Origin of the sequence: Microbacterium profundi, assembly GCF_000763375.1 — a bacterium.
GTDB classification, from domain to species: Bacteria; Actinomycetota; Actinomycetes; order Actinomycetales; family Microbacteriaceae; genus Microbacterium; species Microbacterium profundi.
This window is the reverse complement of the sequence record NZ_JPSY01000001.1, coordinates 1,108,988-1,133,638: the sequence shown is the minus strand read 5'-3', so window position 1 is coordinate 1,133,638 and position 24,651 is coordinate 1,108,988. Positions and strand designations below refer to the sequence as shown.

General features: G+C 65.8%; 28 protein-coding genes. 16 read left to right on the top strand and 12 right to left on the bottom strand.

All coding sequences use genetic code 11. The annotated features are described in order from the left end of the window. Window positions 1-2: 2 nt before the first annotated feature. Both JF52_RS0105335 and JF52_RS0105330 read right to left on the bottom strand, forming a co-directional pair. Window positions 3-1,664, bottom strand: a complete 1,662-nt coding sequence (locus JF52_RS0105335; RefSeq protein WP_033105332.1) for a glycoside hydrolase family 13 protein — start codon at window positions 1,662-1,664, stop codon at window positions 3-5. Between the two features lie 85 nt (window positions 1,665-1,749). Beyond that, on the bottom strand, window positions 1,750-2,679 hold the full coding sequence (locus JF52_RS0105330) for a 2-hydroxyacid dehydrogenase (protein WP_033105331.1): 930 nt from the start codon (window positions 2,677-2,679) through the stop codon (window positions 1,750-1,752). An 87-nt stretch (window positions 2,680-2,766) separates the two neighbouring features. Here JF52_RS0105330 and JF52_RS0105325 point away from each other — a divergent pair, with 87 nt between their 5' ends. Both JF52_RS0105325 and JF52_RS0105320 read left to right on the top strand, forming a co-directional pair. Further along, complete coding sequence (locus JF52_RS0105325) at window positions 2,767-3,195, top strand: DUF1761 domain-containing protein (RefSeq protein WP_033105330.1); 429 nt, start codon at window positions 2,767-2,769, stop codon at window positions 3,193-3,195. 46 nt (window positions 3,196-3,241) lie between these two features. Next, window positions 3,242-4,123 (top strand): hypothetical protein, encoded by an 882-nt coding sequence (locus tag JF52_RS0105320; RefSeq protein WP_033105329.1) that lies wholly within the window; start codon window positions 3,242-3,244, stop codon window positions 4,121-4,123. Between the two features lie 100 nt (window positions 4,124-4,223). Here the strand turns inward: JF52_RS0105320 and purQ are convergent, their stop codons facing one another. Both purQ and purS read right to left on the bottom strand, forming a co-directional pair. After that, window positions 4,224-4,931: a phosphoribosylformylglycinamidine synthase subunit PurQ gene (gene purQ, locus JF52_RS0105315; protein WP_033105328.1), complete on the bottom strand. Its 708-nt coding sequence runs from the start codon at window positions 4,929-4,931 to the stop codon at window positions 4,224-4,226. Beyond that, entirely contained in the window at window positions 4,928-5,176 is a 249-nt protein-coding gene (gene purS / locus JF52_RS0105310) for a phosphoribosylformylglycinamidine synthase subunit PurS (RefSeq protein ID WP_033105327.1), read from the bottom strand. The genes purQ and purS overlap by 4 nt, the downstream gene beginning before the upstream one ends. A 303-nt stretch (window positions 5,177-5,479) precedes the next feature. On the opposite strand from purS, the gene JF52_RS16440 reads away from it, so the two are divergent. After that, window positions 5,480-6,154 (top strand): MerR family transcriptional regulator, encoded by a 675-nt coding sequence (locus JF52_RS16440; RefSeq protein ID WP_052166767.1) that lies wholly within the window; start codon window positions 5,480-5,482, stop codon window positions 6,152-6,154. Between the two features lie 10 nt (window positions 6,155-6,164). On the opposite strand, the gene JF52_RS0105300 is transcribed toward JF52_RS16440, so the two are convergent. After that, on the bottom strand, window positions 6,165-6,698 hold the full coding sequence (locus JF52_RS0105300) for an adenine phosphoribosyltransferase (protein WP_033105326.1): 534 nt from the start codon (window positions 6,696-6,698) through the stop codon (window positions 6,165-6,167). 189 nt (window positions 6,699-6,887) lie between these two features. Here JF52_RS0105300 and JF52_RS0105295 point away from each other — a divergent pair, with 189 nt between their 5' ends. The 10 genes from JF52_RS0105295 (at window position 6,888) to JF52_RS0105250 (ending at window position 17,053) form a co-directional block, all read left to right on the top strand. Beyond that, the gene (locus JF52_RS0105295) at window positions 6,888-8,201 is read left to right on the top strand and encodes an ABC transporter substrate-binding protein (RefSeq protein WP_033105325.1); all 1,314 of its coding nucleotides are present in this window, start codon (window positions 6,888-6,890) and stop codon (window positions 8,199-8,201) included. Between the two features lie 100 nt (window positions 8,202-8,301). Beyond that, window positions 8,302-9,342: a carbohydrate ABC transporter permease gene (locus tag JF52_RS0105290; RefSeq protein WP_033105324.1), complete on the top strand. Its 1,041-nt coding sequence runs from the start codon at window positions 8,302-8,304 to the stop codon at window positions 9,340-9,342. After that, window positions 9,339-10,229 carry a carbohydrate ABC transporter permease gene (locus tag JF52_RS0105285; protein ID WP_033105323.1) on the top strand — a complete coding sequence of 297 codons (891 nt, stop codon included), beginning with the start codon at window positions 9,339-9,341 and terminating at the stop codon, window positions 10,227-10,229. The genes JF52_RS0105290 and JF52_RS0105285 overlap by 4 nt, the downstream gene beginning before the upstream one ends. Window positions 10,230-10,234: 5 nt before the next feature. Beyond that, window positions 10,235-11,665 (top strand): GH1 family beta-glucosidase, encoded by a 1,431-nt coding sequence (locus tag JF52_RS0105280; protein ID WP_200880949.1) that lies wholly within the window; start codon window positions 10,235-10,237, stop codon window positions 11,663-11,665. 23 nt (window positions 11,666-11,688) lie between these two features. Continuing rightward, a complete protein-coding gene (locus tag JF52_RS0105275) occupies window positions 11,689-12,684 on the top strand; it encodes a LacI family DNA-binding transcriptional regulator (protein ID WP_033105321.1) in 996 nt (331 codons plus the stop codon). A 384-nt stretch (window positions 12,685-13,068) separates the two neighbouring features. Then, a complete protein-coding gene (locus JF52_RS0105270) occupies window positions 13,069-13,494 on the top strand; it encodes a DUF1003 domain-containing protein (RefSeq protein WP_033105320.1) in 426 nt (141 codons plus the stop codon). Further along, window positions 13,491-14,207, top strand: coding sequence for a VIT1/CCC1 transporter family protein (locus JF52_RS0105265; RefSeq protein WP_033105319.1), 717 nt, complete (start codon window positions 13,491-13,493; stop codon window positions 14,205-14,207). The genes JF52_RS0105270 and JF52_RS0105265 overlap by 4 nt, the downstream gene beginning before the upstream one ends. Window positions 14,208-14,280: 73 nt before the next feature. Continuing rightward, window positions 14,281-15,702, top strand: a complete 1,422-nt coding sequence (locus tag JF52_RS0105260) for a ferredoxin reductase family protein (RefSeq protein WP_143187220.1) — start codon at window positions 14,281-14,283, stop codon at window positions 15,700-15,702. Between the two features lie 14 nt (window positions 15,703-15,716). Next, window positions 15,717-16,214: an FMN-binding protein gene (locus JF52_RS0105255; protein ID WP_033105318.1), complete on the top strand. Its 498-nt coding sequence runs from the start codon at window positions 15,717-15,719 to the stop codon at window positions 16,212-16,214. Further along, window positions 16,214-17,053, top strand: coding sequence for an FAD:protein FMN transferase (locus tag JF52_RS0105250; RefSeq protein ID WP_033105317.1), 840 nt, complete (start codon window positions 16,214-16,216; stop codon window positions 17,051-17,053). Before JF52_RS0105255 ends, JF52_RS0105250 begins: the two co-directional genes overlap by 1 nt. Here the strand turns inward: JF52_RS0105250 and JF52_RS0105245 are convergent. The 6 genes from JF52_RS0105245 to JF52_RS0105220 all read right to left on the bottom strand — a co-directional run bounded on the left by JF52_RS0105245 (window position 17,044) and on the right by JF52_RS0105220 (window position 21,419). Then, a complete protein-coding gene (locus JF52_RS0105245; RefSeq protein ID WP_033105316.1) occupies window positions 17,044-18,021 on the bottom strand; it encodes a sensor histidine kinase in 978 nt (325 codons plus the stop codon). The genes JF52_RS0105250 and JF52_RS0105245 overlap by 10 nt on opposite strands. Further along, window positions 18,018-18,698: a response regulator transcription factor gene (locus tag JF52_RS0105240; protein ID WP_033106335.1), complete on the bottom strand. Its 681-nt coding sequence runs from the start codon at window positions 18,696-18,698 to the stop codon at window positions 18,018-18,020. Before JF52_RS0105240 ends, JF52_RS0105245 begins: the two co-directional genes overlap by 4 nt. A 204-nt stretch (window positions 18,699-18,902) precedes the next feature. Then, window positions 18,903-19,394: an HNH endonuclease gene (locus JF52_RS0105235; protein ID WP_084595587.1), complete on the bottom strand. Its 492-nt coding sequence runs from the start codon at window positions 19,392-19,394 to the stop codon at window positions 18,903-18,905. Next, window positions 19,354-20,160, bottom strand: coding sequence for an SDR family NAD(P)-dependent oxidoreductase (locus JF52_RS0105230; RefSeq protein WP_052166766.1), 807 nt, complete (start codon window positions 20,158-20,160; stop codon window positions 19,354-19,356). Before JF52_RS0105230 ends, JF52_RS0105235 begins: the two co-directional genes overlap by 41 nt. A 137-nt stretch (window positions 20,161-20,297) precedes the next feature. Beyond that, window positions 20,298-20,939 (bottom strand): HAD family hydrolase, encoded by a 642-nt coding sequence (locus JF52_RS0105225; protein WP_084595585.1) that lies wholly within the window; start codon window positions 20,937-20,939, stop codon window positions 20,298-20,300. A 48-nt stretch (window positions 20,940-20,987) separates the two neighbouring features. Next, entirely contained in the window at window positions 20,988-21,419 is a 432-nt protein-coding gene (locus JF52_RS0105220) for a GNAT family N-acetyltransferase (RefSeq protein WP_033105314.1), read from the bottom strand. A 545-nt stretch (window positions 21,420-21,964) separates the two neighbouring features. Between JF52_RS0105220 and JF52_RS0105215 the strand changes: the two genes are divergently transcribed. The 3 genes from JF52_RS0105215 to JF52_RS17720 all read left to right on the top strand — a co-directional run bounded on the left by JF52_RS0105215 (window position 21,965) and on the right by JF52_RS17720 (window position 24,004). Continuing rightward, complete coding sequence (locus tag JF52_RS0105215) at window positions 21,965-23,236, top strand: ATP-binding protein (RefSeq protein ID WP_033105313.1); 1,272 nt, start codon at window positions 21,965-21,967, stop codon at window positions 23,234-23,236. Window positions 23,237-23,493: 257 nt separating this feature from the next. Then, complete coding sequence (locus tag JF52_RS0105210; protein ID WP_307823505.1) at window positions 23,494-23,769, top strand: CopG family transcriptional regulator; 276 nt, start codon at window positions 23,494-23,496, stop codon at window positions 23,767-23,769. 82 nt (window positions 23,770-23,851) lie between these two features. After that, window positions 23,852-24,004 carry a toxin-antitoxin system toxin subunit gene (locus JF52_RS17720; RefSeq protein ID WP_234000355.1) on the top strand — a complete coding sequence of 51 codons (153 nt, stop codon included), beginning with the start codon at window positions 23,852-23,854 and terminating at the stop codon, window positions 24,002-24,004. 345 nt (window positions 24,005-24,349) lie between these two features. Here JF52_RS17720 and JF52_RS16280 read toward each other — a convergent pair whose 3' ends face one another. Further along, a complete protein-coding gene (locus tag JF52_RS16280) occupies window positions 24,350-24,583 on the bottom strand; it encodes a VOC family protein (RefSeq protein WP_033105310.1) in 234 nt (77 codons plus the stop codon). Window positions 24,584-24,651 lie beyond the last annotated feature (68 nt).

Here is a 24,651-nt window from a genome sequence, read left to right as displayed (position 1 = left end):
GATCAGGCCTTCGTGTACCAGGCGGCGTGGTCGACCGGCAGGGCGGTGCCGTCGAACGGCTGGCTCTGCACGACGAAGGTGACGTCGTCACCGAGCTCCAGCGGCTCCGTTCCGATGTTCACCGCGACGTGCAGGTCGCCGCGGTGGAACGCGACTGCGGACGAGGCGAGGTCCTCCCAGACGAGCGAACCCACACCGAGCGCACGCTCGCGGCGCAACTGCAGCAGCTGCTTGTAGAGGTTGAGGGTCGACGTGCCGTCAGCCTCTTCGGCATCGCGGGCGAACGACGCCCATTCCGCCGGCTGCGGCAGCCACGCATCACCGGTCGTGTTGAAGCCGAAGGCCGGCGCCGCCGCCTCCCACGGGATCGGCACGCGGCATCCGTCGCGCCCGTACCGCTTGCCGTTCGTGCGGTACCAGGTCGGGTCCTGACGGAACTCGTCGGGGATCTCCATCGCTTCGGGCAGGCCGAGTTCCTCACCCTGGTAGAGGTACGACGAGCCGGGAAGCGCGAGCATCACGGTCGTCGCGGCGCGTGCGCGCGAGAGGCCGACGACCGGGTCGGGCTTGCCGGCCGACTCGGGTCCGATGCCCTCGCCCTGCGGGTTGTCGGCCGTGAGCGCCAGGCGCGACGCGTGCCGGACGACATCGTGGTTCGAGAGCACCCAGGTGCTCGGGGCGCCGACCTTGCCGAACTCGTCGAGTGATTCGCGGATGACGTCGCCGATCAGCTCGGCATCCCACGCGGTCATCATGTACGGGAAGTTGAACGTCTGATGCATCTCGTCCGGACGCACCCAGAGAGCGGTCTGCTTGAGCGTCGGCAGCCAGGCCTCGCCGCAGAGGGCGCGGTCGCCGTCGTATTCGGCGAGCACCTTATGCCAGTCGCGGTATATGTCGTGCACGCCGTCCTGACCCCAATAGGGCACGCTGGCTTCGCCGCCGCCCATCGAGTCGGCGTCCGCCACCGGGGCGTAGTCGGGGAGACCGGCTTCCTTGACCATGCCGTGGGCGACATCGACGCGGAAGCCGTCGACGCCGCGGTCGAGCCAGAAGCGCAGGATCGAGCGGAACTCCTCCTTGACCTCCTCGTTCGTCCAGTCGAAGTCGGGCTGGCTCGCATCGAAGATGTGCAGGTACCACTGGCCGGGGGCGCCGTCGGCTTCGGTGACCCGCTCCCACATGCCGCCGCCGAAGACGCTCTCCCAGTTGTTCGGGGGCAGCTCGCCGTTCTCACCCTTGCCGTCGCGGAACACGTAGCGGGCGCGCTCGGGGCTGCCGGGGCCGGCCTTGAGAGCCTGCTGGAACCAGACGTGCTGGTCGGAGGAGTGGTTCGGCACGAGGTCGACGATCAGGCGGATGCCGCGGGCGTGCGCCTGCGCGATCATCTCGTCGAAGTCGGCGAGGGTCCCGAAGATCGGATCGACATCGCGGTAGTCGGCGACGTCGTAGCCGGCATCCTTCTGCGGGCTCGTCATGAACGGGCTCAGCCAGATCGCGTCGACGCCGAGTTCCTTCAGCGAATCGAGGCGGCCCGTGATGCCGGGAAGGTCTCCGATGCCGTCACCGGATGCATCCGCGAACGAGCGCGGGTAGATCTGGTAGATGACGGCGCTGCGCCACCACTCTGCTCCGGGGGCGGCGAACTGCTCAAGCTCTGTCATGCGACGAGCCTACTGCAAGCGCTTACAGTTCCGCGAGCGCCCGGATCGAATCGGTTCGAATCGGTTCGGTGAGGCCGGTGGGGTGTCAGCGGCCGTCGATCACGACGTTCACCGGAGCGTCGCCGCGCAGCATCCGCTCGATCTGCTTGCGGATGAGTCTGGCGATGCGCGGATTCATCGCGGTCGAAGCGCCTCCGACGTGCGGTGAGATGAGAACGCCCTCGGTCTTCCAGAGCGGATGCTCCGCCGGGAGCGGCTCGGGATCCATCACGTCGAGCGCGGCGCGGATGCGTCCGTTCTGGCGCACAAGGGCATCCGTGTCGATGAGCGTGCCGCGACCGACGTTGACGATGAGCGCGTCGTCGGGCAAGAGCGCGAGCGTCTCATCGTCGAACAGGTGGCGCGTCTCGTCGCCGCCGGGCAGCGCAAGCACGACGATCTCCGCCTTCGGCAACAACGAGGCGAGCTCTTCGATGGCATGCACCTGCACTCGTCCGAGACGTTCGTGCCACACCGGGCGGGCGGTGCGGGCGACGACGGTCAGCTCGACCTCGAACGGTTCGAGGCGCATGGCGATCGCCTCGCCGACGCCGCCGAAACCGACCAGCAGCACGCGGCGGTCGGCCAGGCTCTCGGCGAAGACCGGGGCCCATTCGCCGTGCTCTTGTGCGAGCACGAAGCGGGAGAACTGCCGCTGCGCGGCCAGGGCCAGGGCCAGGGCGATCTCGGCGGTCGAGGTCTCGTGCACGCTCGCCGCGTTCGCGAACGGGATGCCGGAGGGCAGCTTCTCATCGATACCGTCGTAGCCGATCGACTGGCTCTGCACGAGGCCGACGTCGAGTCCCATCAGCGCCGACAGAGCCGACGATCCGCCCATGTACGGCGGCACGACGAGGTCGATCCTCTGCCGAGGCGCGGCGGACTGGAAGTCCCACACCTCGAGCTCAACGCCCTCGGGCAGCGCGCCGATGTTCTCGGCGAGGCGGGCGGTGGGAACGGTGACGAAGAGACTCACACGTCGAGCCTATCGATCCCGCTCGGTTCAGGGAGTAGCGTCAGCGGCAGAGGCGACCCCCGGTCGCTCGAGTGCCGAGGAGGAGCCATGATTCCGGAGATCAACTACTGGGCGGTGCTGCTGGCGATGATCTCGAGCATGATCGTCGGGTCGGTCTGGTACACGCCGAAGGTGTTCGGCACCCGCTGGGCGAAGCTCGCGAACGTCGACATGACGGGCTCGGCGAAGAACGCCGTGTGGCCGATCGTCACCACCGTGATCGTGAGCTTCGTGACCGCATGGGTTCTCGCCGGAGCATCCGCCATCGCCTGGCACTTCTACGAGGGCTCGTTCTTCGTCGCAGCGGTCGTGACGGCGATCCTGCTGTGGGCAGGCTTCACCGCCGCCCGCTTCATCACCCACGACGCATTCGAGGGTCGACCGACCGCACTGACCACGATGAACATCGCGCACGAGCTCGTCACGGTCGTGATCATGGCCGTGCTGATCGGCGTCTGGCCTCCCGCGGGGATCTGACTCGCGTCTGGCGAAAGCGCGCGGCCGGAGTGCCTAGGCTGAGAGAGTGAATCCTCCTGACCTCGGACTCCTTCTCGACGTCGACGGCCCCGTCGCCAGCCCAGTCACTCGCACCATCGCGATCGGATCGATCGCCCGCGACATCGTCGAGCTCGTCGCGGAGGGCGTGCCGATCGCCTTCATCACCGGGCGTTCGCATGAGTTCATCGCCGACGTGGTCATCCCCGCTCTTCAGGATGCCGGGCTGCGCGAGGCTCTGAGTCGACCCGGAGCGCGCATGTTCGGCGTGTTCGAGAAGGGCGGCGCCTGGTCGACGATCGCCGCCGACGGCATGGGTGAGCCGACGATCGATCAGACGGTGGCGCTCGGTGCGGATGCTGTCGATGCGATCCGCGAGCTGGTCGAACGGCGCTTCGCCGACACCATGTTCTTCGATGAGACCAAGCGCGCGATGATCTCGGTGGAACAGCGCACGGATGTCGGGCCCGAGGAGTACCGTCGAGCTCAGCAGGACTTCCAGGACGAGGCCTTCCGCATCCTGACCGCGCAGGGCATCGGGCTGCGCTACGCGGCTCTGTCGGCGCCCGACGCCGACGGTGCTGTTCCCTTCCGCATCGACCCGACCGTGATCTCCACCGACATCGAGTCGATCCGCCTCGACAAGGATCACGCTGCGCAGCGCGCGTTGGAGCACTTCCGCGCGCACGGGCCGATGCCCCGCCGGTGGCTCAGCGTCGGCGATTCACGCAGCGACTACCTGATGGCCGATCAGCTCCACGCCGAGGGATTCGACACGGCGCATCTCGACGTCCGCCCGGGCGACGGCATACTCGAGCGGCCGTACCGGGTACTCACCGAGGATGACCTCATCCACGACGAGGCGTTCGCCGCGCACCTGAGCCGCATCAGGACAGAGCTCGGCGTCTGATCGAAGTCAACTCTGGCGGCCACTGTCAACTCTGGCGGCCACGGGTGGCATCTGGGGCCGCCAGAGTTGCGATGGGCCGCCAGAATTGCGGGGGCAGCGGCTACGCCGCGACGCGACTGACGGCAGCGATCGCGCTCGTGAAGAACGCCAGGCCGTCGGTGCCGGAGCGCATGGCCTCGGAGGTGTTCGGTCCGAAGCCGGCTTCGGTCGCGTGCTCGGGGTGCGGCATGAGGCCGACGACGTTGCCTGCTTCGCTGGTGAGGCCGGCGATGTCGCGCAGTGATCCGTTGGGGTTCACGCCCGCGTAGCGGAACGCCACGAGGCCTTCGCCCTCGATGCGATCCAGCGTCTCCTCCGAGGCGATGTAGCCGCCGTCTGCGTTCTTCAGCGGGATGACGATCTCCTGGCCGGCGGCGAATTCGCTCGTCCAGGCCGTTGAGACATTCTCGACCGTGAGCTTCTGGTCGCGGCGGACGAAGTGCTGGTGGTCGTTGCGGATCAGTCCGCCGGGCAGCAGGTGCGCCTCGACGAGCATCTGGAAACCGTTGCAGATTCCGAGCACCGGCATGCCCGATGCGGCAGCATCCTTCACCTCGGTCATGATCGGTGACAGCGCCGCGATGGCTCCGGCGCGCAGGTAGTCGCCGTAGCTGAAGCCGCCGGGCAGCACCAGAGCATCGACGCCCTCGAGATCGTGCGAGCCGTGCCACAGGGCGACGGGCTCGGCACCGGCGAGGCGGATCGCGCGCTGCGCGTCGCGGTCGTCGAGCGATCCCGGCCAGGTGATGACGCCGATGCGGACCGTCATTCGACGACCTCGATGCCGACGACATCTTCGATGACCGCGTTGGAGAGCACGTCATCGGCGAGCTTCTTCACCTCGGCGAGCACGGCATCCGTGACCTCGCCGTCGACCGTGAGCTCGAAGCGCTTGCCGATGCGCACATCGCTGAAGCCCTCCACGCCCAGACGCGCGAAAGCGCCGGAGACGGCCTTCCCCTGCGGGTCGAGCAGTTCGGACTTGGGCATGACGTCGACGACGATGGTGGGCATTGAAGGCTCCGGAAGTCGCGGGAAGGCGGGCCGTTCCAGTCTAGCCGTCCGGGTGGTGACCGACGGATGCGCAGGGTGGAGGCGCCTACTGTCTGGCGGGAGTGCCCGAGCGGATGACGCACCCCCTTGGTGTATCCGCCCGGGCAAGTCGATGACCCCCCGATCATCGAAGCTCCCGCCCGCGCATCCCCAGCGGCGACAGAGTCCCTCCACTGGCAGGCTAGAGTCATCGCACAGAAGTCGCATCGTGGAGAGTTGCAGGGCTCGCCACTCTCCAACGGTCGACCTCGAGGGGGAGGACGCATGAAGCTCAAAGAGCTCGCCGTGCAGAGTGGAGTCAGCACGACGACCCTCAAGCACTGGATCCGAGTGGGGATCCTGCCGAGTGGACGGCTGCGCAATCGCACCACGGCGGTGTACGAGCAGCGGCACGTCGATCGGGCGCGATTGATCGTCGTGCTGCGTGATTCGTACAACGCCTCGACGGCCGCGATCAGGTCGCTCACCGATGTGATCGACTCGGATGCGGCGACGCTCGAGGTGATGAACGCGTGCCAGGCGTTCGCGCTCGGAATCTCGGAGGGAGTCGCCTCCGACCCTGACCACGAGGTCTTCCGTGAACGCACGCATGAGCTGATGCGGCGCCGCGACTGGCGCGGTTATCCCGGTGCGGCAGAGCAGGGCCTCGCGCTCGCGCTCGCACAGGCGTCGGCGGTCGGCCTGGACTACGACGTCGAAGAGCTCATGGAGTACGCCGACGCGCTCGAGCCGCTCGTCGGTCGCAACATCGCCGCGCTCCGGCCGGACGGGTCGCGTGACGAGGTCGCCAGGAGGATGCTTCTCGCCGTCAACGCGCGTGCTCGACAACTCGTCGCGGTGAGCAGCCTGGCGCATGCCGCGGCATCCATCCGCTCCGCGATCGATCGCGGCGTCGCGCCGGCCGACCTCGCGATGCCTCCGGCCGCATCCGGGAAGTAGTGCCGGGGCGTCAGGCCGAGTGGAAGACGGTGTGCAGGTCGCCGATGAGGTCGCGCCCGCCCAGCCCGTCGATCTCGAACAGCACGGAGATGCCTGTGACGTGCGATCCGAGTCGCTCGATCAGCTGGCGTCCGGCTGCCAGCGTGCCGCCGGTCGCGAGAACGTCGTCGATCAAGAGCACTCGTGAGCCGATCGGCAGATCGTCGTGCATCTCGACCGTCGCGGTGCCGTACTCGAGGGCGTAGTCGACGGATGCCGCGGGCCGGGGCAGCTTGCCGGCTTTGCGGATCGGGATCAGGCCGACGCCTGCGGCGATGGCGGCTGCGCTCGCGATGAGGAATCCGCGTGCCTCGATGCCGGCGATGACGTCGAACTGACCGGCGAAGGGCTCGATGATCGCCTCGGTCGTCACGCGCAGCGCCTCGGCATCCGCCAGCAGCGGAGTGATGTCGCGGAACAGGATGCCGGGTTCCGGGTAGTCCGGGATGCTGCGGATCAGTGATTCGGCGCGGGTGAGAGCGGGGGACAGTTCGGCGGAGGGCACCGGCCAAGGCTACTTCAGTTGCGCGGATCCGACGGATCCCGGCCTCGTGAAGGCTGACGCTTGACATCCGTGGGAGCGCTCCCATAAAGTGGCATTCACGTTCGTGGGAGCGCTCCCACAGGAGCGGGTACCGCACGACGCGAACGCACATCCCGAACCACCACTGCATGACCCACAAAGGAGTGACCTGTGAACACACGCGCCCGCCGACGGATCCTGACGACAGTCGCCGTCGCATCCGTCTCCGCTCTCGCCCTCGCCGGCTGTTCAGCAGCTGCAGACGGCGACACCCCCGGCGGCAACGCCGATGAAGACGTCACGCTGACCATCACCACGTTCGGCACGTTCGGCTACGAGGACCTCTACAAGCAGTACGAGGAAGAGAACCCGAACGTCACGATCGAGGCGACCAACATCGACACCGGCGGCAACGCCCGCACCGACACCTTCACCAAGATCGGTGCAGGCGGCGGCCTCAGCGACATCGTCGCGATCGAAGAGGGCTGGCTCGGCGAGATCATGGGGGTCTCCGACCTGTTCGTCGACCTGCGCGACTACGGCATCGAAGACCGCAAGGACGACTGGTTGGAGTGGAAGTACGACCAGGGCACCGACGCCGACGGCCGTGTGATCGGCTATGGCACCGACATCGGCCCGAGTGGTATCTGCTACAACGGACCGGCATTCGAAGCTGCGGGCCTCCCCAGCGACCGCGAATCGGTCGCAGAGCTGCTCAACGGCGACTGGGAGAACTACTTCAAGGTCGGCCAGGAGTACACGGATAAGACCGGCAAGGCCTGGTACGACCACTCCGGCTTCGTCTGGAACTCGATGGTCAACCAGCTCGACGAGGGCTACTACACGGCAGACGGCGAGCTGAACGTCGAGGGCAACGCCGAGCTCAAGGAGCGTTTCGAACTGCTCGGTGCAGCGACCGAGGGCGGCCAGTCCGCCGCAGAGGCCGCATGGGACTGGAACGGCGGCAAATCGTTCGTCGACAGCAGCTTCGCGACCTTCGTCTGCCCCGGCTGGATGCTGGGAAACATCGCCGGCAAGCTCGAGTCAGGCGGCGGCGACGCTTCGACGGGTTGGGACTTCGCTGACGCGTTCCCCGGGGGACCGACCAACTGGGGCGGCTCATTCCTCACCGTTCCGGAAAGCTCTGAGCACAAGGAAGCAGCCGCGGCGCTCGCCGACTGGCTGACCCAGCCTGACCAGCAGATCAAACAGTCCACGGCCGCAGGTAACTTCCCGTCGACGATCAAGGCGCAGGAAGATATCGCCGCTGCCGCGGCGCCGAACGAACTCTTCAACGACGCACCCACCGGTGCGATCCTCGCGGAGCGTGCAAAGGGCGTCGTCGCGCAGTTCAAGGGCACGGATGACTCCGTCATTCAGGAGAACGTGTTCGGCCCGCCGCTGAGCGCTCTCGACCGTGGAGAGACCGACACCAACGGCGCGTGGGAGCAGGCTCTCACACTGCTGAACGAACTCGTCGACTGACCCATCCGATCACGTTCAGGTCGCACTTTCTGTCGCTTTGGCGCCGCCATACCGACAAGAAGTGCGACCTGAATCGTGCAATCCTTCCGAGGCAGGACACATGACTCTCACCGCCCAGCGCCGGGACAAGGTAACCGCGGCGCCGAAGAACCCGATCGACGCAGGGAAGCCCTCCTGGCGTCATCGTGTCTCGCGTTTCGATCAGAACGCGTCGCCCTACTTCTACATCTCGCCGTTCTTCCTGGTGTTCGGTCTGGTCGGGCTGTTCCCGTTGATCTACACCGTCTACGTGGCAGTGTTCGACTGGGACCTCCTCACAGGCCAGGGCGATTTCGTCGGCTTCGGCAACTTCAGCGAGGTTCTCGGCGACTCGATGTTCTGGAACTCGATCCTCAACACCCTGAGCATCTTCCTGCTCTCCGCAATTCCGCAGCTCGCTGTCGCACTGGCCGTGGCCTACCTGCTGGACCGCGGACTTCGCGCACCGACGTTCTGGCGCATGAGTGTTCTCATCCCGTTCGTGGTGACACCTGTTGCCGTCGCGATCATCTTCTCCAGCATCTTCAACGAGGCCGACGGCCTCGCCAACAACCTGCTGAACCTGATCGGCATCGTCGATCAGGAGTGGAAGAACAACACGTTCCTCTCCCACTTCGCAATCGCGACCATGGTGAACTTCCGGTGGACCGGCTACAACGCCCTGATCCTGCTCGCGGCCATGCAGGCAGTGCGCCGCGACCTGTACGAGTCCGCTGCCATCGACGGCGCCGGCCCGATCCGTCGATTCTTCTCGATCACCATCCCGACCATTCGTCCGACCCTCATCTTCGTGATCATCACCGCGACGATCGGTGGTCTGCAGATCTTCGCCGAACCGCGCCTGTTCGATGTGTCCACGGCAGGAGGCACGGGCGGCAGCGATCGCCAGTTCCAGACCACTGTGCTGTTCCTCTGGGAGATGGCGTTCTTCCGCCGGAATCTGGGCGAAGCATCCGCCGTCGCAATCCTGCTGTTCCTGCTGATCGTCGGGATCGGCGTGATCAACTTCCTCATCTCGAGGGGCATCTCGACGGGTGACGCACCCAAGAACAGGGCTGCACGACGCCGCGCCCGCCGCACGACGAAGGAGCTGACTCGATGAGCGCCACCCAGGCCCTGAGCGTGCCCGAGAAGATCCGCCGCCGACGAGGGATGACGGGTGGCACTGCCGGCATCGGCAGCCGCCCCGGATTCCTCACCTATGGATTGCTCGCCGCGTTCATCATCGGAAGCGTGTACCCGCTGTGGTGGTCGATCGTCGTCGCCAGCGGCACGAACGCCACGCGCGGCGAGACGCTTCCCCTCATCCCCGGTGGCAATTTCTTCACCAATGCCGCCAAGGTCCTCGACGCCATCCCGTTCTGGCTGGCCCTGGGCAACTCGGTTCTCATCTCCAGCGTCATCACACTGTCGGTGGTGACTTTCTCCACCCTTGCCGGCTACGCGTTCGCGAAGCTGCGTTTCAAAGGACGCGACGGTCTGATGATCTTCGTCATCGTGACGATGGCGATCCCGACGCAGCTCGGCATCATCCCGTTGTTCATGGTGATGCGCGAGCTCGGCTGGACCGGATCCGTCGGCGCGGTGATCATCCCCACGCTCGTCACGGCGTTCGGCGTGTTCTTCATGCGTCAGTACCTCGTCGACGTCATCCCGGATGAGCTCATCGAGGCGGCGCGCATGGATGGCGCGAACCAGTTCCGCACGTTCCTCACTGTCGGCCTCCCCGCCGCACGCCCGGCGATGGCGATCCTCGGTCTGTTCACATTCATGACCGCATGGACCGACTACCTCTGGCCGCTGATCGTTCTCCCGCCCCAGAACCCGACCCTGCAGACCGCGCTGAGCCAGTTGCAGTCGGGATACTACGTCGACTACTCGATCGTGCTCACCGGCGCTGTTCTCGCGACCCTGCCCCTGCTCGTGCTCTTCGTGGTCGCAGGCAAGCAGCTCGTCAGCGGGATCATGGCCGGCGCGGTGAAAGGATGACCTCTATGACCCGCCCCTTCCCCGAGGACTTCCTGTTCGGAGCAGCGACTGCTGCCTACCAGATCGAGGGCGCCGCCCACGAGGACGGTCGCACCGATTCGATCTGGGATGCGTTCGCCCGCGTTCCCGGTGCCGTCGTCGGAGGTGAGAGCGGCGACGTCGCGTGCGATCACTATCACCGTTACCCCGAAGACGTCGCGCTCATGACCGAGCTCGGCCTGCAGACGTACCGCTTCTCGACCTCGTGGTCGCGAGTGCGCCCCGACGGCGGCGCGGTCAACGCAAAGGGTGTCGACTTCTACAGCCGACTCGTCGATGAGCTGCTCGGCGCCGACATCCTGCCGTGGCTCACGCTCTATCACTGGGACATGCCGCAGGCGCTCCAGGACAAGGGCGGATGGACGAACCGCGACACGGTCGACCGCTTCCTCGAGTACGCAGGCAACATGCATGACGCGCTCGGCGATCGGGTGAACGTGTGGACGACGTTGAATGAGCCGTGGTGCTCGTCGTTCCTCTCATATACGGGCGGTGAGCACGCGCCGGGTCACACGAGCGTGGCCGAGGGTCTGCTGGCCTCGCATCATCTGCTGCTCGCGCACGGCCTGACGGTGCAGGAGTTGCGCGGCCGCGACGCTTCGCTGAACCTCGGCATCACGCTGAACCACACGGTCGCCGACCCCGCCGATCCCGACAGGCCAGCCGACGCCGACGCTGTGCGCCGAGTGGACGGCCAGTTCAACCGATGGTTCCTCGACCCGATCTACCGCGGCTCGTACCCGGCAGACATCGTCGAAGACATCCGTGGCGTCGATCCGGATGCCGTCGCGCGGTTCGAGGCGGCGATCCACGACGGCGACCTGGTGTCGATCTCGCAGAAGATCGACACCCAGGGTGTCAACTACTACCACGGCGATCTTCTGTCCGGTCGGGCTCCGGCCGTGCCTCCCGTATCCGGTGGGCCGACGACTGAGAGGGCGAGGCGCAGCCCGTACCCGTCGAACGACGGCATCCATTCGGTCGAGCGCGGGCTGCCGCGCACGGCGCAGAACTGGGAGGTGCAGCCGGAGGGGCTCACTCGCCTGCTGCAGCGCGTCTGGACCGAGTACGCCGAGCCGGCGGGAACCGTGCTGTACATGACCGAGAACGGCGCCGCGTACGACGACGTCGCCGTCGTCGAGGACGGCGAGACGCGCGTGCACGATGCGGATCGCACCGAGTTCCTGCGCCTGCATCTCGGTGCGGTGCTGGATGCGGCCGATGCCGGTGTCGACGTGCGCGGCTACTTCTACTGGTCGATGTTCGACAACTTCGAGTGGGCCTGGGGCTACGACAAGCGGTTCGGCATCGTCCGCGTCGATTACGACACCCAGGCGCGCAGCCTCAAGGACAGCGGTCGGGAGTACGCTCGCATCATTGCCGCGCGGGCTCTCTGACCGCGTCGACCGAAGGGAGAGCAGTGCCGTCACGCGCGACGATCGAAGAGGTGGCGGCCACCGCCGGAGTGTCACGCTCGACCGTGTCGCGGGTGGTGAACGGGTCGACTGCGGTCAGCCCCGAGGCGCTCGCGGCCGTGCAGACGGCGATCGCCGACCTGAACTACGTGCCCAATCGCGCAGCGCGTTCGTTGGCGTCGAAGCAGACCCACGCGATCGCCCTGATCGTGCCGGAAGACACGACGCGCTTCTTCGGCGACCCCTTCTTCGCATCGATCGTGGCCGGTATCACCGGTGCGCTCCGCGGCTCGGACTACCTGCTCAACCTGTTGATCGCGAGCGATGACCCTGGCGACAAGATGACGAGCTTCGTGCGCAACGGCGGCGTGGACGGCGCACTGATCGTCTCGCATCACACGAGCGACGCATTCATCGATCGCATCGCGGATGCTGTGCCGGTCGTCTGGGGCGGGCGTCCGCTGCGCCGGCGTCCGAGCGACTACGTGGTCGACGTCGACAACGTCGCTGCGTCTCGCACCGCGACGCAGCACCTCATCGATTCAGGCCGCACGCGTATCGCGACGATCTCGGGTCCGTTGAGCATGCTCGCGTCGGTCGATCGCGTGCAGGGCTTCCGCGATGCGCTTTCGGATGCCGGACTCACCCCGTTCGCGGAGGAAGAGGGCGACTACGGCGAGACGAGTGGTGCGGAGGCTGTGCGCCGCATCCTCTCGGTCGGCACTCCGGACGCGATTTTCGTCGCGAGCGACCTCATGGCGCGCGGTGCGCTGAACGCCATGCGGTCGGTGGGGCTTCGGGTGCCGGAGGACGTCGCGCTGCTCGGGTTCGACGACTCTGCAGTGGCGCTTTCGACTGATCCGCCGCTGACGACGATGCGTCAGCCGATGTACCTTCAGGGCGAGACCATGGCCGCCGTACTGCTCTCCCGTCTCGCCGGGGGCGAGCCGGAGAAGATGACGATCCTGCCGACCGAGTTGGTGGTGCGCGCGTCGGCGTGAGCCGCTCGAGATCGGTGTCTCACAACTAACGGCTTGTACCTGGAATCGCCCAGGAACTTGTGACACATAGTTGTGAGACACGGCCGCATCCGGCGTTTTCGGAATTGTGCTGTTACCAGGCATTACGGGATGAGGCGTCTTGTAAGCGTAGCGTTGTGCGACACCTCAACGCACACGCACCGCCCAACGCTTTGGCGGAAACTAGCAACGGTTAGAGCACACCGAAAACGATCGTTTCTGGCGCGGGTGTCACTTGGTTGCCCGGGCGGTCGCCGCTATTGGGAGCCGGAACCCCGTTCTGGCAGGGGCCTTCGGCTGCTGCCGCGGCCGGACCTGCTAGCGGTCGAGCTGAGGGTGCGTTCGTGGTGGGCGTACTCTTGCCCGATGACCCGACCGCTCACGAATTGGCATTCCGCGCACGCAGAGCAGCTCACTCGTGGGGAGCGTGCGGCTGACCGGCTCCGCAACGGCATGGGCTCCTGGTTCTTCATCGGCGGATTCGTCGTGTTCATGATCGTGTGGGCCGCAGTCAACGTCACGGCCGTCACATGGGATCCCTACCCGTACATCCTGCTGAACCTGTTCCTCAGCATGCTCGCCGGTCTGCAGGGGGCGATCCTGCTGATCGCGGCGAAACGCCAGGACGCCATCGCGGCGGCCCTCGCCGAGCACGACTACGAGACGAACCTCGCAGCGAAGCGGGAGATCGAGGAGCTGATGGGAATCAATCGGATGCAGCTCGACCTCCTGCGGGAGCTTCGTCGGGATGTGCCTTCCATCGCCGCGCCGGGAGAGGGAGCGGGACGATGATGTCGGCGACGCATCCGGGTGAGCCCCACCGCGGCGACCTCGCTGGGCGGCTCAACTGGCTCAGGGCCGGGGTGCTCGGTGCGAACGACGGCATCGTGTCGGTCGCGTCGCTCGTCGTCGGTGTCGCGGGGGCGACGACCGATTCGGCGACGCTGCTTGCGGCGGGTGTCGCCGGCCTCGTCGGTGGGGCGATCTCGATGGCGCTCGGGGAGTACGTGTCGGTGAGCAGTCAGCGAGACAGCCAGCGGGCTCTGATCGAGAAGGAACGAGGCGAGCTGGCCGATGATCCTGCGACCGAGCTCGAGGAGCTGGTGGGCATCTATCAGGCGAAGGGTCTCCGCCCGGCGACCGCGCGCCTCGTGGCGGAGGAGCTCACCGCGCAGGATCCGCTGACCGCGCATCTCGAAGCGGAGCTCGGCATCTCCGAGAACCAGGTGGTCAGCCCCTGGGCGGCGGCGGGGGCCTCAGCGCTCGCCTTCGCGCTCGGGGCGATGCTTCCCCTGCTGGCGATCCTGCTCCCGCCTCCGGAGATCCGCGTGCAGGTCGCGTTCGCAGTGGTTCTGCTGGCGCTCGCGCTGACCGGGTTCATCAGCGCGAGGATCGGCGGGAACCCCGCGCTCAGGCCCACGATCAGGGTGGTGCTCGGTGGTGCGATCGCGCTAGTGGTCACATTCGCGATCGGGACGCTCCTAGGGACGAGCGGCATTGCCTGAGAGACAGCTATGAGTCCTCTATCGGGGGCGCTTCCTTAGACCCGTCTCAGAGTCGGGACAGCACGATTCCCCTATGACCACTCTGACGACGAGAACCCGTGCTTCCGCCCCCGCCGCTTCCCCGGTGCCACAGCGGGCGACCCGTGGCCGCGCGCAGGTCTGGCGTGTAGCGGCGATCACGGCGATCTGGGCGACCAGCCTGTTCGTCGTCGCTCTGTGGGTCGCCGGCGGTGGAGTGACCGCAGTCCTGGGCGTCAACGCCGAGACCGTCACGACGTTCGGGCGCCTCACCGGGCTGGTCGCGGCGAATCTGCTGCTCTATCAGGTGCTGCTGATGGCGCGCGTTCCGCTGTTCGAGCGCGGATTCGGTCGCGACGGGATCACGCGGCTGCATCGCTTCGTCGGATTCTGGTCCTTCTGGTTGATGGGCGCGCACATCGCGCTGCTCGCGGTGGGCTACGCGATGGCAGCCGGCATCAACCCTCTCGTCCAGCTCTGGTCGTTCGTCTGGGACTACCCGGGCATGCTCCTGGCCACGGTGGGCACGCTGCTGATCCTGCTCGTGGTCGTCACCTCCATCCGGCGTGCTCGGCGGCGCTTGCGCTACGAGTCCTGGCACCTCCTGCACCTCTATGCATACCTGGGCGTCGGGCTCGCGCTGCCGCACCAGCTATGGACGGGCGCCGACTTCCTGTCCTCGCCGATCGCGACCGCCTACTGGTGGTCGATCTGGGCCCTCGCCGCGGGATCGGTGCTGGCGTTCCGCATCGGCATGCCACTGCTGCGGTCCACACGTCGGGCGCTGCGGGTGGCAGGGGTCGAGTGGGACGGTGCTCGGGGGGTCACCATCCGGGTTACGGGTCGCGACCTTCCGACGCTCGGCGCTAGGGCCGGTCAGTTCTTCGTCTGGCGATTCCTCGATGGGCCGGGCTGGACCCGCGGACACCCGTTCTCGCTCTCCGCTGCGCCGGGAAGCGAGCTGACATTGACCGCCCGTGTGGTGGGCGACGGTACACGACGCCTCACCGCGCTGCTCCCCGGCACCAGGGTCATCGTGGAAGGACCATACGGAGAGATGACCGGCGAGCGTCGGACCGGGTCGAAGCTGCTCATGATCGGCGCAGGCGCCGGGGTCGCACCGCTCGTCTCGCTGCTAGAGACGGAACTCTACGGACCGGGAGATGCGATGCTCATCACCCGGGAGTCCGCGGCAGAGGACGCACTTCGGCAAGAGGCCATCGCTCACCTCATCAGCACCCGTGGCCTGAGCTACCTGCCGTTCATCGGCCCGCGATCCTCTGGCGCATCGAGCTGGATTCCCGCCACGCACGAGGCATGGTCGGGCGCAGATCTCCTCCACCACCTCGTGCCGGAGCCGAAGGACCACGACGTGTTCATCTGCGGCGCTGAGGCCTGGATGAAAGACCTCAGGCGCGACCTGGTTGACGCCGGGTTCCCCGCCCATCGCATCCATTCCGAATCGTTCACTATCTGAGCAGGGAGACGGCCATGAAGAAGATCCTCTACACGCTGCTCGCGACCGTCAGCGGCCTCGTGCTGCTGTTCAGCTACCGAACGTCTCTGGAGGCGGTCACCCCGACCGACGCCAGTGCGGCGACAGCGGGCAGTTCGTCGACGACCGCCGACACCGGCGCGAGCGGCTCGGGAACCACGTCGAGCTCAGGAACCACGTCTTCGAACTCGGGAACCACGTCTGCCACCGGCCTCGCCGACGGAACCTACACCGGCACATCGTCGCAGACTCGCTACGGGCCGGTGCAGGTGCAGATCACCGTCTCGGGCGGACGGATAACGGATGCGCAGGCGGTCGACTACCCGAACAGCAACGGCCGGGATCGGCAGATCAACGGCACCGCGATCCCGAGGCTCGTCTCGGAGACGATCCAGGCTCAGAGCTCGAAGATCCAGATGGTGTCCGGCGCCACCTACACGAGCGATGGCTATCTCTCGTCGCTGCAGAGCGCGATCGACCAGGCGCAGAGCTGATGCGTACCGCGAATGAGGGGACGCGGGCCTGGGTCGAAGAGATCATGGGCATCCCGATGAGCATCCACCTGATCGGCCCGGAGGAGACGACCGACGCGGGCGCCGACCGGGCTGTGCAAGCATGCTTCGACGAACTGCGCGAGATCGATCGGGTGTTCTCGACGTATCGCGCCGATTCCGACATCAGTCGCATTCGCCGCAGTGAGCTCGCTATCGCGGATGCGGACAGCAGGATGTCGCTGGTCGCAGATGCCTGCGAACGCGCCGAACAGGACACCGGCGGACTGTTCTCCGCCCGGTGGCGCGGATGGTTCGACCCGACCGGATACGTGAAGGGCTGGGCCGTGGAAGCAGCGAGCCGTCGGCACCTCGAGCCGCTGCTGTCAGCTGCGACCGCGGTCGGGATCAACGCCGGCGGAGACCTGCAGCTGTTCACGGCGGCGGGAGTCGACTGGCGATGGCAGGTGGGAATCGCCGACCCGCACGACCGTAGCCAGATAATCGCGGTGATCGACGTGGTGAACGGCGCGGTGGCGACCTCAGGGACGGCGGAGCGCGGGCATCACATCCTCGATCCGCGCACCGGCCGCCCCGCGACGGGTGTCGCGTCGGCCACGATCGTGGCCGACGGTCTCACACAGGCGGACGTCTGGGCGACCGCTGCTGTGGTGGCCGGTCCAGCGGACCGCTCGTGGATTGCGGCCGCGGGATCCCGCACCGGCATCGTCGTCGACGATGATCGTCGGGTGACCCGCTGGCTCGGCACCACGATGGTTGATGTGCAGACGACGACGGCCGGTGCGCAGCCGATCGGGGGATGCGCACTCGTTCAGGGATGAGCCGGCAGTGTGAGCAGGAAGGTCGTGCCGGATGTCGTCGATCGTTCGACCTCGATGGAACCGCCGGCACGGCGGGCGACATCCCGCACGAGTGAGAGACCGAGACCGAAGCTGCGGGGGCGTCCACTCTCGCGCGGACGCGCGAACCGCTCGAAGACCTGGTCCGGGGAGATGCCCTCGATCCCGGAGCCCTCGTCGATCACGCGCACCGTCACGTTCCGGAGGTCTCTCCCGATGTGGATCGAGACAGTGCCGCGGGCGGGGGAGTGCTGCACTGCGTTGTCGAGCAGCGCGACCAGGATGCGGACGAGCGTGACGACCGGCAGCTGCACCTCCGCCTCCTGATCCACCGTGATCGTGAGCGAGACCTCGGAGTCCTGTGCGCTCGTCGTCACCGCGGCTACGGCTGCGGCTGCCGCTGTCGCAACGTCCGCGTTCCCATCGGGAATCGATTCCCCCTCCGCAGCGATCAGCAGATCGTTGAGTACGTCGGCCATCATGTCCGCATCGTGCCGGAGGTCGGTGAGGCCCGCCCCGATATCTTCGCCGCGATCGTGACGGCGTTGCAGTACCTGGACGCGGCTTGTCAGTGTCGTCAGTGGCGTGCGGAGCTCGTGACTCGCGTCGGCCACGAAGTTCCGCTGCCGACGCAGCGCCTCCCCGAGCGGGCGGACCGACCGTCGCGCGGCGACCGCGGCGACCACCCCGAGCAGCACCACGCCGATCAACCCGAGGATGATCACGGTCGGCACGACCACGTCGATGTCGACGATGAAGTCGTCTCTCGTCCCGGCGGGACCGCCGACCCAGCCGCCGCCGTGCTCCTCGCCTTCGCGGCGTGACGTGGAGAGCACCACGGCGATCAGCACTCCGATGCCGATCGCGACGATCACCCCGGACGAGATCCCGACCCAGAGCCCGATGGACAGCGCTGCGCGTCGCACCCGCCTCGTATCGGCGTCGCTCATGACGGTGTTCCCGCACGGTAGCCGCGCGCGCGGACGGTCTCGATCATGTCGGGAGTCGTCTTGCGCCGCACATAGTGCACATACGTATCCACCGAACTCGTCGTGTCTCCTTCATGGAACACGGCGCGGAGGATCTCGTCCCGACTGAACACGTGCTCGGGGCTGGTGCTCAACAGCTCCAGGAGCGCGCTCTCCGTCGCCGTCAGCGCCACTCGGATTCCCGATGGATCGTACGCGGCCTGGGCGTCCGGCGTGAACACCCACTCGCCGAGGCGCCGACGCACCCCCTCAGCGCGGAACGCGCGCCGCAGCGCCCGAAGGCGCGCCAGCAGCTCGTCATAATCGAAGGGCTTCACCAGGTAGTCGTTCGCTCCGCCGTCCAGCCCCGTGACACGATCGTCCACGGTACCGAGCGCGGTCAGCATCAGGATGGGGGTCGTGATGTGCGCGGTGCGCACGGCACGGATAAAATCGACGCCGTCCATGCCGGGGAGCCGTCGATCGACGAGCATGGCGTCGTATCGCCTGCTCAGCGCGAAACGGAGCGCGGTCTCGCCGTCCGAGGCATGCTCGACGTCGTACACGTCTTCCAGCACTTCGACGGTCAGCGCAGCGATGTCGGCGTCATCCTCCACGTAGAGGAGCGAACTGCGCGGCCTCTGTGCCGAGTCACCCATGGTCGGCGTCCTGTCGTCTGCGATCGAGACCATCAGCGTACGCCCGACCCAAACCCGGTCGGGTATCGCAGACTGATCTTCCGCATGCCGTCGCCGTCCGGCCAGAAACGATCGTTTCCGGCGCGGGTAGGCGAGGCGGCCCGAATCGGCTGCCGCTAACGCAGGCCATTACCCCTTTTCGGCGGCAGCTTTCGGCGCACGTGATCATGCGTCGTTGTGCTCGTCTGCAGACAGGAGTTCATTCAGGATCTTTGCGTGGCGGACGAGGAAGGTCCGCTCGTCCAACTTCTTTCGACGAAGCCACGCGGTGACCTCGCCGTTGTGTTTGCTCGCGTTACACGACGCGCAGGCCGGGACCACGTTTTCGAGGGTGTAGCGGCCACCGCGAGAGATCGGCATGATGCAGTCGCGCTGCAAGGCAGCGTTCGACCCCTGGCAGTAAGCGCAGCCGCCCCATGCATCGCGAAGGCTGGCCCACTGCGCGGGCGTGAGGTCGTTGTCCGCTCGAGCCAGCCGTTGCTTTCTTCGCTTGGCATACCTCGCGCGGGCCGCGGCCGACCGTGCAGCGGGAGGGAATCTGCGACCGGAAGGCACACGTTCACCGTACTGCGCAGGGTCGCTCCCGACGCGATCGACGGTGCGGCGTGGCCCAGTCCTAGTCGTACACGTTCCAGGGATCGGCCCGCACGCGCTCATCGATTGCGGCCGCGTCATCACCGATGATCACTCGCCACGATCCGTGTTCGATAGCGCGAAGAATCGTATTCGCCGCTGCTTCGCTCGTCGCCGGCTCATACTCCGCAAAGAGACCGCCAAGCGCGCGTTTCCAGGTGCGCGGCGGCGCAGGCATGCCCGTTCTCACATGACCCGCCAGGACGAGCACTGCGGAAAGATGAGGTGCATTCCGCTGGAAATCGACAATGAGCGACTCGGTGAACCCCCGCACTGCGAACTTCGCCGAAGAGTAGGCAGAGTGAGGGGTGCGAGGACCAAGACTCGCCCAGACGGCGTTCACCGACGCCGTGTTCACGACCACACCCTGATCGGCGGCGAGAAGCATGGGCAGGAACTCTCGTGTGCAGTTATAGGTGCCCGACCATGACACTGCGAAAGTGCGCTCCCACTCCTCCGGCGGCGCGGTCACGAAAGACATCCCGCCGATAGCGCCCGCATTATTGAACAGGAGATGGATATGGTCCGTGCCGTGTTCACGTGCGACCTCGTGCTGAAGGCCCTTCACCGCAGCGCGATCCGACACATCACACATATGCGCGGTAACTCGCACCTTCGAGGCGAGGCGCTGAGCACGACGAACCGCGGACTGAAGCTTACGCTGATCAAGATCACACGCAGCGACGTGAACGCCACGTTGCACAAGCGCCAGCATCAGATCCAGCCCAATTCCGGATGCAGCCCCGGTGATGACTGCGAGGCGATCGCTGAAACGCTCGAACACGGGCACACGGCCAGGATACTGATCGAGGTGTGCTCGACGGTATGCCGAAAACGATCGTTTCTGGCAGATGGCCGGTCAGCCTCGGTTCCCGATTGCCGCAAACGTGAACCAGAATTGGCTTTCGGCGGACGTTTCCGGCAGCTTTAGACCGACAGAATCTTGGCTACTGCGTGAGCAACGCTCGGTTGGCGGATGTTGAACGCTGGACTCCCGGCCGGTGCTTCAGTGTCTAGAGGGGCGATCCACGCCGTGCGCAGCCCGGCTGTCGCTCCGCCGAGGACATCGTGTTCGAGGCTGTCGCCGATCATCCATCCATCGAGTTCGCAATCGACGCGCTGAGCCAGCAGCTCGAAGATCCTTGAGTCGGGCTTGCGCACCCCGGCTTCGCTGGAAACGACCCACCCGTCGACCAGGGCGGCGAGCCCGGACGCACGGATCTTGCCCTCCTGGTTATCGGCCATGCCGTTCGTGACGATCCCGAGAGTCCAGCCTGCAGCTCGAAGGTCCGTGAGTGCTTCCTTGTCTTCCGGTGAGCACCGTACGAGATGCGGCATCCGAGCCCGATATGCGGCCCACAGCGAAGCACCCGACAGGGGCAATGACCATTCCTCGACGATGCGCTCGAAGACGAGATCCTTCGGGCCCCGTTGGCCCAACGCAGAGGCCACCGACGCAATTGCATCGCCAGGTAGGTGCCACTGCGCGCCGAACTCCTCAGCCCAGAGTCGGGCAGCCCGTACCTGGTCGATGAGAGTTCCGTCGAGATCCAATGCAACTAGGGGCACGCGGTGAGCTTAGCGTCGCATGACTCATCGAGACCGGATGCTGGCCGGCTACGAATCCTGGGCGGGCAGAGTCAGGTCCTTCGAAAACAGCAGTTCAGCTACCTCGCCGGGCAATAACAGCACACCGGCGTCGCTATACCCCCGCCGCCGGTAGAGATGTTGAGAACGCTCGTCCGCGGCGGTTGAGATGAGCGCTCGCGTGTATTGGCTGTTCTTCATCTCGCGCTCCCAGACGTCCAGCAGCAGACTTCCGAACCCGATCCCGCGATGCTCTGCCAGTACGTAGATCATGTTCAGGAAGGGATGCTCGTCCCAAAATAGCGTCCACCGAAGCCAGCCCTTCAGGGTTCCGTGATCGTCAAGAACCAGTACACGGCCGTCCGAGACGGCGCGCACGAGCGCTTCGGCCGTCGGGTGGTGGTCGTGGTGGTGCAAGAAATCGAGGTCGCTTTCCTCGGCCCGACGAATGACCGGCTTCATGGTTACAGCCTCGCACGAACCCAGCGCGGTCGTTCGGTCAGTGTCGGTAGCTGCCGTAAACGATCGATTCCGGCGCTCACGCCGACGATGACGATCAAGTGCGCGACACGCCGAAGCGTGAGCCGCCGAAACCCCCCACCGAAACTTAACCGCGCCGAAACGCGTGTGGTAGGTATTCGGCGGAGCGCCGGATAACTGCTCTCGACGTTGGATGCGTCGATCACGATTACGTCGGAAGGTCCGGAACGAACAACTCCCCAGCGCTTTGTGGACTTCCTCAATCGGTCCGTGATTTCAGCTCGTCGAGGTGTCTCGTAACCTATCTGCCTCATAACCCATGGGTTTCGAGACACCTTGGTTGCGAGACACGCAGTCGGCCGACGCGGTTCACTTGAGGCGTCGAGTTGTCGCAGTCGTTTATGGCTGGAGAGAGATCAAAGTGGTGTACCAGGAAGGCTCAAAACGGTGGACTAAGCGTGCCCATAATGGTAGCTTGGAAACGATCAAAATGGTGTACTAGTTGAGGTGGGCAGGAGATCATCACAATGGATGGGTACAAGAGACGGATCATCGATGACTCAATCGACGAGCTTTTTCCTTCGTTCGCTGCAATCTCTATCGATGGAGCTCGCGCGATCGGGAAGACCTCCACCGGGAGGCAGCGAGCGAAGACAATTCTTGATTTGGATCTCCCCGAAATGCGGGAGTTGATCCAAGCGGATCCAAAGCACTTGAACCGAGTAGACACTCCCGTCCTCATCGATGAATGGCAACATGTCCCCGAGGTCTGGGACCGTGTCCGCCGCCTTGTCGACAGTGACTCGACCGGCGAACGGTTCATCTTGGCCGGCAGCGCGGCCCCCGTTGGCACCCATCTCCACTCAGGCGCCGGCCGCATCATCAGATTCCGGATGCGACCTCTCTCCATCGCGGAACGTAACTTGGAAATACCCACCATCCGAGTCCGCGATCTGCTCAGCGCAGACGTCCCGGACATCCACGGGTCCAGTGACGTCGAACTGCGCGACTACGTCCGCGAAATCGTCACCTCAGGATTCCCGCAACCCCGGCAAATGAGTGATCGTGCCCGCGGAGTTTGGCTGGATGACTACATCGAGCGAGTCATCACTCATGACTTCACGGAACAGGGGCACCGCATCCGTCGGCCTGAACTGCTGCGCGGCTGGTTGCGGGGTTACGCCGCGGCCACGGCCTCCGCAACCACGTTCGCGAAGATCGGTGCCAGTCTCGACCCAGGTGTACCAACTGGACCGACGAAGAAGACGTCGATCGCCTACCGCGACGTCCTCAGCAGCCTCTATCTGCTCGACCAAGTCGACGCCTGGTCACCCAGCCAAAAGCTCCTGTCACGAACTGCCCTCGCGCCGAAGCACTTTCTCGCAGATCCGGCACTCTCCGCGCGCCTACTCAATCTCAATGAGGTCAAACTGTTGTCGGCCGCCCAACCGGTGACCAACAACCGGGATCGAACTCGCCTCGGCGATTTCTTCGAAGCACTCGTCGCCCTCAGCCTCCAGACCTATGCGGCAGCGAACGACGCGCAGGTGTCTCACTTCCGTGACCATGATGGGCGGCACGAGATTGACTTCATCATCCACCGAGGACACGCAGAAGCTGTCGGTGTTGAGGTGAAGCTAAAATCCGCGATCACCGACCACGACGTTCGCCACTTGCTCTGGCTGAAGGAGTCGCTCCCCGACCAGATCGTCGACCTCGTCGTCATCAACACGGGCGCCCACGCCTATCGTCGACAGGATGGCGTGGCGGTTGTCCCGCTCGCGTTGCTCACCTCCTGAGAACGCCCCGCGCAGCAGGTCCTCAACACTCGTGTGCATCAGCCGATCCCACGAGGCGGGCAACTGTCTCGAATCCCATGGGTTACGAGACAACTGCCGTCGCCTTGCCACGTGCGTAAGGTGCTCAGCGCGTCTTCACACGATCAGCCGGAAACCCTTGCCGTTTGGTGGCTATGACGAGCGTTTGCGGCAACCGTTCCGAGCCCGATGTCGGGATCGCGCCGTAAACGATCGTTTTCGGCAGACGTGTGCGAGCCTTGAGCGCTGAGTCCATGGGAAAGCGGATGATCCAGGGGCGCGAAGTCTCCGACGAACAGGTACAGGCGTGGGCTGACGAAGCCGAGGCCGGTTATGACGTCGACGAACTGCAGAAGCGGTGGGGGCGTCCACCGCGGGCCGAGCGCGCGTCGCAGGTGGTGCCGACGCGGTTCTCTGACGCGGAACTGACTGAGCTTATGGCGCGCGCCGATCGCGAGGGCCTGGATCGCTCGGCGGCAATACGGGCTGCTGTGCGAGCGTGGGCGCACGTGTGATCGCCTCCCATCTGCACGCAAGCACGGAATCAGCGACGAGGACGCGAAGGCGGCCGCGCGATCGGTACTCGCGGGTGGCGCTTTGGACGACGAGAACCCGCAGCGCGAATTGCGCTTCGGGTTGGATGCCTCAGGGCGATTGCTCGAGATCGTCGTGCTGCTCTGGGATGACGGAGAGGTTGAGATCATCCACGCGATTAAGGCCCGAGCTGAGTATCGACGCCTCGTTCTCTGACAGGTCTGAGTGCCGGCGTGTCCGATGTCGCCAGCCCAAACTGGGAGACTTGAAGCGTGGCGGGAATTCATCATGTGGAGATCTGGATCGCAGATGCGGGGTCCCTCGCCGAAGGGGGTTGGTTGCTCCGCGAATTGGACTTTGTGCGCGAGGGCAAGTGGGCTGAGGGAGAGTCGTGGGCAGCAGGCGGCGCCTATGTAACGTTTACGACGTCACCGAACGTGAGCAGGTTGCCACACGACCGCAGGGCTCCGGGTATGAATCATCTCGCATTTAAGGCGGAGACCCCCCGCGCTGTGGATGCGATTATGGCAACCGCCGCGGCACACGGTGGCGACCGCTGTATCAGTCGCGGTCCCAGTACAGTTCGATGCCGTTGCCCAGGGCTCCGGCGAGTGCTGCCTGCGACTCGAACACGATCGCCGTGTGGAACAGTCCTGCCGAGCCCGGACTTGCATGCCGCAGCGTCGGCGCGTGGCGGAGGATCACCAGCGGTGTTCCGGCCCGCCCGAGCGTCACCGCGTCACCCGCAGCATCCTGCACCTGGAGCGTGACGACGTCGCGATAGAACGCGGTCATGGCGTCGAGGTCGGCGACCAGCAGGGAGACGGCCCCATCGAAGTTGCCGCGGCAAGTTTTTCATTCAT

Coding starts and splice junctions, on each gene's coding strand:
- JF52_RS0105280 (WP_200880949.1), top strand. CDS start 10,235: ATGACCCGCCCCTTCCCCGAGGACTTCCTGTTCGGAGCAGCGACTGCT.
- JF52_RS0105245 (WP_033105316.1), bottom strand. CDS start 18,021: ATGAGCGACGCCGATACGAGGCGGGTGCGACGCGCAGCGCTGTCCATC.
- JF52_RS0105240 (WP_033106335.1), bottom strand. CDS start 18,698: ATGGGTGACTCGGCACAGAGGCCGCGCAGTTCGCTCCTCTACGTGGAG.
- JF52_RS0105260 (WP_143187220.1), top strand. CDS start 14,281: ATGACCACTCTGACGACGAGAACCCGTGCTTCCGCCCCCGCCGCTTCC.
- JF52_RS0105255 (WP_033105318.1), top strand. CDS start 15,717: ATGAAGAAGATCCTCTACACGCTGCTCGCGACCGTCAGCGGCCTCGTG.
- JF52_RS0105270 (WP_033105320.1), top strand. CDS start 13,069: ATGACCCGACCGCTCACGAATTGGCATTCCGCGCACGCAGAGCAGCTC.
- JF52_RS0105325 (WP_033105330.1), top strand. CDS start 2,767: ATGATTCCGGAGATCAACTACTGGGCGGTGCTGCTGGCGATGATCTCG.
- JF52_RS0105290 (WP_033105324.1), top strand. CDS start 8,302: ATGACTCTCACCGCCCAGCGCCGGGACAAGGTAACCGCGGCGCCGAAG.
- JF52_RS0105220 (WP_033105314.1), bottom strand. CDS start 21,419: ATGAAGCCGGTCATTCGTCGGGCCGAGGAAAGCGACCTCGATTTCTTG.
- JF52_RS0105265 (WP_033105319.1), top strand. CDS start 13,491: ATGATGTCGGCGACGCATCCGGGTGAGCCCCACCGCGGCGACCTCGCT.
- JF52_RS0105250 (WP_033105317.1), top strand. CDS start 16,214: ATGCGTACCGCGAATGAGGGGACGCGGGCCTGGGTCGAAGAGATCATG.
- JF52_RS16280 (WP_033105310.1), bottom strand. CDS start 24,583: ATGACCGCGTTCTATCGCGACGTCGTCACGCTCCAGGTGCAGGATGCT.
- purQ (WP_033105328.1), bottom strand. CDS start 4,931: ATGACGGTCCGCATCGGCGTCATCACCTGGCCGGGATCGCTCGACGAC.
- JF52_RS0105215 (WP_033105313.1), top strand. CDS start 21,965: ATGGATGGGTACAAGAGACGGATCATCGATGACTCAATCGACGAGCTT.
- JF52_RS0105335 (WP_033105332.1), bottom strand. CDS start 1,664: ATGACAGAGCTTGAGCAGTTCGCCGCCCCCGGAGCAGAGTGGTGGCGC.
- JF52_RS0105285 (WP_033105323.1), top strand. CDS start 9,339: ATGAGCGCCACCCAGGCCCTGAGCGTGCCCGAGAAGATCCGCCGCCGA.
- JF52_RS16440 (WP_052166767.1), top strand. CDS start 5,480: ATGAAGCTCAAAGAGCTCGCCGTGCAGAGTGGAGTCAGCACGACGACC.
- purS (WP_033105327.1), bottom strand. CDS start 5,176: ATGCCCACCATCGTCGTCGACGTCATGCCCAAGTCCGAACTGCTCGAC.
- JF52_RS0105235 (WP_084595587.1), bottom strand. CDS start 19,394: ATGAGCGCGTGCGGGCCGATCCCTGGAACGTGTACGACTAGGACTGGG.